Source organism: uncultured Campylobacter sp., assembly GCF_938039245.1.
Lineage (GTDB): Bacteria > Campylobacterota > Campylobacteria > Campylobacterales > Campylobacteraceae > Campylobacter_A.
In genome coordinates this window covers 90901-97914 of record NZ_CALHVN010000025.1, presented here as the reverse complement: position 1 = coordinate 97914, position 7014 = coordinate 90901, and the positions used below count along the sequence as shown (strand labels likewise).

The window sequence follows — 7014 nt, the reverse complement described above, 5'->3', positions numbered from 1 at the left end:
CGTAGAGCTTTAGATCGAGGAAAATTTTAAAATTTCCGAGCTTTTTTAGCTCCTCTATAAATCCCGCTCCGTCGCGCAAATAGGCTCGCAAGCCCACTTTGAGCCAAATTTTATCCGAAAAGTCCACAAGCTCACCCGCTAGCTGCAAACACTCCCGCTTCGAGCTCATATCAAGCGCGACGCAGAGCTTCACAGATCGGCCTTTAACGCGTCTAGTACGCCGTTTATAAATTTGGGCGCCGAGTCGCCGCCCAGCTCTTTGCCAAGCTCGATGCCCTCGTTTATGATGACGGCCTTGTCGGTCGGGGTAAATTTCATCTCGTATGCCCCCAGTCGCAGCACGGCGCGCTCGATGCTGCCGATCTCGTTTATCTTCCACTCTTTTAGACGCGTGTTTAGTAGCGCGTCAAGCTCATCCGCGTGCTCCAAAATACCGTGAAAAAGCGACAGCGCGAGGCTTCTTTGATCGTTTCTTATCTTTTTTTCTTCTAAAAATTCCTCGACGAACTCTTCGCCGCAGCTACCCATTTCGCGCGCGTAGAGTAGCGAAACGACAGCCTGCCTAACCTGATGACGAGTCGCCATTTTACGCCTCCAAATTTTTATATAAGCTTAGCATCTCGATCACGCCTGTCATAGCTTCAAAGCCCTTGTTTCCGGCCTTTGAGCCAGCTCGCTCGATGGCCTGCTCGATGCTATCGACCGTTAGCACGCCAAAGGTCACCGGTTTGCCGTATTTTAGCGTGACGTTTGCAATGCCCTTTGTAGTCTCGGCGCTAACGTAGTCAAAGTGAGGCGTAGAGCCGCGGATCACCGCACCCACGCAGCAAACGGCGTCAAATTTACCGCTGGCTAGCGCCTTTTCAAGCGCCATCGGTATCTCAAACGCGCCCGGTACCAAAATGAGGCTCAAATTCGCCTCATCCCCGCCGTGGCGCAAAAACGCGTCCCTCGCGCCCTCCACCAGCCTATCGGTGATGATATGATTAAACCTCGCGCCCACTATAGCGATCTTCTCGCCGCCTTTTAGAGCCAAATTTCCTTCGATTATTTTCATGATTTCTCCTTTTAAATTATCTTTAATATTACCGCGCTTAGCGTTATTAGCGATAGATAAAACGCCTTTTGCGCGCTCATTTTTTCGCCATTAAAAACCACTCCGACGCCCACGGCTCCGATCGCTCCGATACCGGTCCAAATCGCGTACGCCACCGACATCGCCATCGCCTGCATCGCGTAACTCAAAAGCCAGAGCGAAAGGGCGAAATTTGCGACCAAAATCAAAAAATTCGCCGCCTTTTTCACGCCGACGCTTTTTTGAAATTTGGTTAGAAAAAACACGCCCAAAACCTCGCAGCATCCCGCTGCCAAAAGAGCTAAAACGTGCATCAAGATTTTAGCCTTTTTAGCCCTAGCACGCCGGCAACTAGCGTCGCTATGAAAAATAGCCGCAAAGGATCGGGCGTCTGGCCGCTTGAGCCGTATTCGCTAACGCTTTCGGCGACCACGATAAAAAATGCTCCAAATCCCACAAATACGGTATATGCAACGCTAACGGGCAAGTATTTCATAGCCTTTATAAACGATACGAAGCTAACGCAGACTAATGCGGCAGTAAGCGCGAATCCTACGGCGTTTTGGGCGTGTTTTAGCCCGTACGCCCAGCCGCATTCGGCGACCGCGCCGCCTAACACCCACAAAAAGCCCTTAGTTTGCATCGCCTAGGGCGTCTTTTATCTTAAAAATTTGAGCGATATTTGCGTCTAGCTCGTCCAAATTTAGCATATTCGGTCCGTCGCAAAGCGCCTCGCAAGGATTAATATGCGTCTCGTAGAAAAATCCGTCCACGCCCGCAGCCGCCGCAGCTCGCGCAAGATACGGCACGAATCTCGCGTCTCCGCCGCTTTTCTCACCCAAAGCCGACGGCATCTGCACGCTGTGAGTAGCGTCGAAAATCACGGGCGCAAACTCCCTCATCAGCACCAAATTTCGCATATCTACGACTAAATTTCCGTAGCCAAAGGTACTACCTCGCTCCGTTAGCCACACTCCGTTTTGTTTAGCGATCTCGTATCCATCGCCATTTACACCGCGCGTTTCTAGCACTTTTTTGACCGAGTGCTTCATCGCTGACGCCGCTAAAAACTGCCCTTTTTTGATATTTACGACCGCTTTTGTTTTGGCAGCAGCCACGAGCAGATCGGTTTGGCGGCACAAAAACGCCGGGATTTGCAGCACGTCCGCAACCTCGCCAACAGGTGCAGCCTGATAGCTCTCGTGGATATCGGTTAAAATTTTAAAACCGAATTCCTTTTTGACCTTGGCTAAAATTTCGCACCCTTTTTCAAGTCCGGGCCCGCGAAACGAGCTTATGCTCGTGCGATTTGCCTTGTCAAAGCTTGATTTGAAATAAAAATCTATCCGCTTATCTTCGTTAAATTTAACTAGCCTTTTTGCCACGTCGAAAACGAGCTGTTCGCTCTCGATGACGCAAGGCCCTGCTATTAGTATCATCGTCTCTCCTTTTTGCGAAGATTATAGCCCATTGTTGCTAAATTTTAAGAATTACTCTTGTAAAATCAACGTTTTTTTAAGGGTCATAATGAAAAAAATAGCAAAATTCGTAGCCTTCGCGGCTTTAAATTTTACGGCTTTAAATTTGCATGCTTCTCCTCTGGAAACGCTCTTGCAGGGCTCTAAATTTAGCGGAGAAATAGGCGCTTACAGCGAAACTAGGCGGGTAATTAGCGGGACTAAAACGACGTATTTTAACGACACTTCGTGGCTGGTGGCCTCAGCGGCGCTAAATTACGAACTTAGCTTCCTAGACGCGCTAAAACTGGGCATCGGCGGGCGCGGTAGCGTACCGATCTATGAAGGCGACAGAAACTACCGCACGCTGCACGGCAAGGGCGATAGCACGGAGCGAATTTACGAGGGCGACAGGGCGCTTTTATCGCAGCTGTTTTTGGGCTACGACGACGGCGTAAATACCCTAAAAATCGGGCGATTTGAAATGATAAACGACTGGTCGAGCAAGATCCAAGACGGCGTGCGGGTAACAAGCGAAGCAGCGCCTAATTTACTCCTTGACGCAAGCTATTCTAAAAGGCGCGGAAGGGCTTATTTAAAGGAAATGTGGGGCTTTACGAAGCTAAACGAGGGTCGAGGGATTTTTAACGCGGGAGCCACGTATAAACAAGGCGGCGCATCGGTTAAAATTTACGCGCTTTACGCAAGCGAGCTATTTAGCGCGCTAGGCGGCAAAATATCTTACGAAAGCGGCGGCTTTCAAAGCGGCGCGGGCGAGATGAAGCTAGGCTGGATGCTACACTACGCAAGAAGCGACGAGAGAAAACAAAGCGGCGACGGAAGTTTGGCGGAGGCTAAAATTTACGGCGTTTTAGAGGGCACCAAGCTTACCTTGGCTTACGTAAAATCGGGCAAAAGCGTAGGCTGGGGGAGTATGAATTTAGCCGGCGATCAAATCGTATTTTTCGAAGAAGGCGACGTGATATACGAGCGCGACGCAAGGACGTATTACGCGGCGTTTGATACGAAGATAAAAAAGCTAAATTTAGGAATGCTTTTAGGCACTACGAAGTATAGATTAAAGCGTGCAGACGATAAAACCTACCGCCAAAACGAGCTAACGGCGAGACTAGGCTACGAGATTGCTAAAAATTTAAGGGCGTTTGCGACGTTTGATCGGACGTTTAAAGCGCAGCCTAGATACCCTGCGATGATGCAAATAAGCGCGGGCCTAGTTTATAGCTTTTAGCAAGCTTGCGGCGCGTTGGCAGCTTATTTGATTAAATTTAGCGAGCTTAAAGCTTGCTAAACGCGCGCCGTTTTGCTAATCAAATCCGCCTTTTATGCCTGAGCCAAAGCTATGCGGCAAGAGATTTTGTTTATTTTGCCTTTAAATTTCATGCGCTACCAAGACGCTTTGCAGGCTAAATTTATCTTTTTTTGACTACTATTATTCCGCTAAAAATAACCAAAAATATCCCGAAAAACGCAGCTGCGTTAGGCAACGCATCGCCCATAGCGGTACCGATGGCGATAGTGAAAATAACGTCGGCGTAACCGACCGTAGCTATGACGCCCGCTTTTTTACCAGCTGCGTAGGCCTTCGTCATAAACACCTGAAAATAAAGTCCCGCAACGCCCATCAGCAAGATAAACACCCACTCTATGCCGCTTGGCGCGACGAATTTAGAAAACAAAAAATCAAAGTCCGCAAAGCTAACAAACTCCGCCGCGCCCATAAAAATAAGCGGCAAAACCGAGCCGAAAAACATAAAGGAAAGCACGATCGTGCGCGTGTCGTAACTCTTTTTTAGCTCCTTTACGCTCGTATACGCCATAGCCGCTCCAAGACCACTCCAGATGCCCAGTAGATCGGTTTTGCTGATGCCTAAGCTCGGCTGCACTATAAAAAGTATGCCGCCAAAGCCTAAAAAAACCGCAAACCAGCCGCGAGAGCCGAGTTTTTCGCCGAAAAATATCGTAGCCAAAACTGCCGTAAATATCGGACTGGTTTTTGAAAAAGTAAACGCCGCGCCTAAATTTATATGAGCGATATTATAAAAAAACGCAAATAGCGCAAGCGTACCGACTACGCCGCGAAATACGAGCAGCCACGGATGTCCGCCTTTTTGATGAAGCGGCTTTTTGTAGATGGCGTAGCATATAATGAGCAGGCCTATGAAATTTCTAAAAAATACGATCTCGATTGAAGGCAGATATGCCCCTAAAGCCTTTGCAAACGCTCCGGTAACCGAGAAAAACAGGCAAGCTACCAGCATATAATAAATGCCTAAATGGCGCATCAAAAATCTATGAATCATAAATTTAACTTCTCTTTTTTCAAAAAATCGGCTTTTATTGTAGTGCAAAACGGCTTAAATTTATAAACAATGTAAGCAAAAAATTTGTATAATCGGGATTTTAAGCGGCGAAGTCGGCCGCAAATTTAACGGGATTTTTAAGGGAAAATTTTGCAAAAGATAATTTTAGTCGGCAAGCCAAACGTCGGCAAAAGCTCGCTCTTTAACCGCCTAGCCGGCAGACGTATAGCTATCACCAGCGACGTTAGCGGTACGACACGAGATACAAACAAAACAATCATAGAAATTTACGATAGAAGCTGCGTTTTGATCGACAGCGGCGGACTGGACGATAGTAGCGAGCTCTTTAAAAACGTCAAGGCAAAAACCCTAGCCGAAGCTAGAAGCTCGGATGCCATCATCTTTATGGTCGACGGCAAAATGATGCCTAGCGACGAGGACAAAGCCCTATACTACGCGCTTTTAAAGCTAAATTTACCGACCGCGCTCGTAATCAACAAAATAGACAGCAAAAAAGACGAGCTGCGAAGCTACGAGTTTGCAAATTTCGGCGCAAAAACGAGCTTTGCTATTTCAGTCAGCCACAACGCGGGTATTGACGAGCTAGCGGACTGGATCTATAAACAGCTAAAAGACGAGATCAGGCCCGACGTAGGCGAGGATCTGGACGAGTTTTTAGAAAATTTCGGCGACGACGGCGAGATGGTTAGGGAGATGTCGGCTCGCGAGGACTATGAACGCAAAAATATCCAAGTAGGCATCATCGGACGCGTAAACGTCGGCAAAAGCTCGCTGCTAAACGCGCTCGTAAAAGAATCTCGCGCGGTAGTAAGCGACATAGCCGGCACGACGATAGACCCGGTAAACGAGACTTTCCTTTATGAGGATAGGGTTTTTGAGTTCGTCGATACCGCAGGTATCAGAAAACGCGGCAAGATAGAAGGCATCGAAAGATACGCGCTAAACCGTACCCAGTCCGCGCTCGAGCTCGCCGACATCGCGCTTTTGGTGCTTGATAGCTCCGAACCGCTAACCGAGCTTGACGAGCGCATCGCGGGCCTAGCGGCTAAATTTGAGCTCGGCGTCATAATCGTGCTAAACAAATGGGACAAAAGCGAGGAAGATTTTGATAAATTTAGCCGAGAGATCAGGGATAAATTTAAATTTCTAGCCTACGCGCCGATCATCAGCGTTTCGGCTCTAGGCGGCAAAAGGGTGCATAAAATTTACCCGCTGATCTTAGAAGTTTATAAAAACTACACGCAAAAAATCCAAACCGCAAGGCTAAACGAAGCCATCGAAGAGGCGGTAAAAGCACACCCGATACCGCGCGAAAAGGGCAAAAGCGTGAAAATTTACTACGCGGTACAGTTTGGTTTCGCGCCGCCAAAGATCGCGCTCGTGATGAACCGTCCGCGCGCCCTGCACTTTAGCTACAAGCGCTACCTAACAAACAAACTGCGCGAAAAATTCGAGCTATCGGGCACTCCAATCGTACTGATCCCGAAAAATCGCAGCGGCTCGGACGAGGAAAACGAGGGAAAAAGTGAGTAAAAATTTAGTTTTCATCGGCTTTATGGGTGTGGGCAAAGGCACGGTAGCAAGGCATATCGCAAAAAAAACGTGCAAGCTGTTTTTAGACACCGACGAACTGATCGAAAGCGAGGAAAATTTAAAAGTCCAAGAAATTTTCGAGACTAAGGGCGAGGAGTACTTTAGAAAATGCGAGGCAAAACTCGCTAAAAAGCTAGCCAAAAACGTAAAATCCTCGGTGATCGCGGCTGGCGGCGGCTTTGCAAAGGTTAAAGGCCTTAAAAAAATCGGAAAAATCATCTATCTAAAATCAAGTTTTGAGGCGATTTTAAAGCGAATAGATGAAAGCGGCGAAGCGCAGATGCACTACGCCAAACGCCCGCTTTTAAAGGATTTAAACGCAGCCAAAAAGCTTTTTGACGAGAGAAAAAAGATGTATAAAAACGCGGCCGATCTCGTAATCGACGTCGAAGGCAAAGGGCTAGAGCAAGTCGCGAAAGAGATTTTAGAAAAAATAAAAAAGGATTAAGTAAAATTTGGGTTGAAATTTGAGCGTAAATTTTAAAATTCGCGGCTTTAAATTTCTATTTTTAAATTTGAGCGGTTTAAATTTGCGCTTTAAATTTAC

Annotated in this window: 10 protein-coding genes; 3 read left to right on the top strand and 7 right to left on the bottom strand. The window is 47.5% G+C overall.

Annotated features, from left to right (window positions below; genetic code table 11):
• From Q0218_RS04395 to kdsA, 6 genes are all read right to left on the bottom strand, one after another.
• The coding region (locus Q0218_RS04395; RefSeq protein WP_297966662.1) for an orotidine 5'-phosphate decarboxylase / HUMPS family protein at positions 1-193 on the bottom strand (193 nt) is incomplete at its 3' end.
• Positions 190-585, bottom strand: a complete 396-nt coding sequence (gene nusB, locus Q0218_RS04390; RefSeq protein WP_297966659.1) for a transcription antitermination factor NusB — start codon at positions 583-585, stop codon at positions 190-192. The genes nusB and Q0218_RS04395, both read right to left, overlap by 4 nt.
• Position 586: 1 nt before the next feature.
• Entirely contained in the window at positions 587-1057 is a 471-nt protein-coding gene (gene ribH / locus Q0218_RS04385; RefSeq protein ID WP_103576413.1) for a 6,7-dimethyl-8-ribityllumazine synthase, read from the bottom strand.
• Between the two features lie 11 nt (positions 1058-1068).
• Positions 1069-1392: an SMR family transporter gene (locus tag Q0218_RS04380; RefSeq protein WP_297966656.1), complete on the bottom strand. Its 324-nt coding sequence runs from the start codon at positions 1390-1392 to the stop codon at positions 1069-1071.
• Positions 1389-1718, bottom strand: coding sequence for an SMR family transporter (locus Q0218_RS04375; RefSeq protein WP_297966653.1), 330 nt, complete (start codon positions 1716-1718; stop codon positions 1389-1391). Before Q0218_RS04375 ends, Q0218_RS04380 begins: the two co-directional genes overlap by 4 nt.
• Complete coding sequence (gene kdsA / locus Q0218_RS04370) at positions 1708-2514, bottom strand: 3-deoxy-8-phosphooctulonate synthase (protein ID WP_297966651.1); 807 nt, start codon at positions 2512-2514, stop codon at positions 1708-1710. The genes Q0218_RS04375 and kdsA overlap by 11 nt, the downstream gene beginning before the upstream one ends.
• 88 nt (positions 2515-2602) lie before the next feature.
• On the opposite strand from kdsA, the gene Q0218_RS04365 reads away from it, so the two are divergent.
• Positions 2603-3781 carry an Opr family porin gene (locus tag Q0218_RS04365; RefSeq protein ID WP_297966647.1) on the top strand — a complete coding sequence of 393 codons (1179 nt, stop codon included), beginning with the start codon at positions 2603-2605 and terminating at the stop codon, positions 3779-3781.
• 181 nt (positions 3782-3962) lie between these two features.
• Here the strand turns inward: Q0218_RS04365 and Q0218_RS04360 are convergent, their stop codons facing one another.
• Positions 3963-4853 carry a DMT family transporter gene (locus Q0218_RS04360; protein WP_297966644.1) on the bottom strand — a complete coding sequence of 297 codons (891 nt, stop codon included), beginning with the start codon at positions 4851-4853 and terminating at the stop codon, positions 3963-3965.
• Between the two features lie 150 nt (positions 4854-5003).
• Here Q0218_RS04360 and der point away from each other — a divergent pair, with 150 nt between their 5' ends.
• Complete coding sequence (der, locus tag Q0218_RS04355) at positions 5004-6407, top strand: ribosome biogenesis GTPase Der (protein WP_297966641.1); 1404 nt, start codon at positions 5004-5006, stop codon at positions 6405-6407.
• Positions 6400-6915 (top strand): shikimate kinase, encoded by a 516-nt coding sequence (locus tag Q0218_RS04350; protein WP_297966638.1) that lies wholly within the window; start codon positions 6400-6402, stop codon positions 6913-6915. The genes der and Q0218_RS04350 overlap by 8 nt, the downstream gene beginning before the upstream one ends.
• Positions 6916-7014: the final 99 nt, after the last annotated feature.

Bases quoted from the DNA above. Each gene is read 5' to 3' on its own strand.
- nusB (WP_297966659.1), bottom strand. From the start codon at position 585: ATGGCGACTCGTCATCAGGTTAGGCAGGCTGTCGTTTCGCTACTCTAC.
- ribH (WP_103576413.1), bottom strand. From the start codon at position 1,057: ATGAAAATAATCGAAGGAAATTTGGCTCTAAAAGGCGGCGAGAAGATC.
- Q0218_RS04375 (WP_297966653.1), bottom strand. From the start codon at position 1,718: ATGCAAACTAAGGGCTTTTTGTGGGTGTTAGGCGGCGCGGTCGCCGAA.
- kdsA (WP_297966651.1), bottom strand. From the start codon at position 2,514: ATGATACTAATAGCAGGGCCTTGCGTCATCGAGAGCGAACAGCTCGTT.
- Q0218_RS04365 (WP_297966647.1), top strand. From the start codon at position 2,603: ATGAAAAAAATAGCAAAATTCGTAGCCTTCGCGGCTTTAAATTTTACG.
- Q0218_RS04360 (WP_297966644.1), bottom strand. From the start codon at position 4,853: ATGATTCATAGATTTTTGATGCGCCATTTAGGCATTTATTATATGCTG.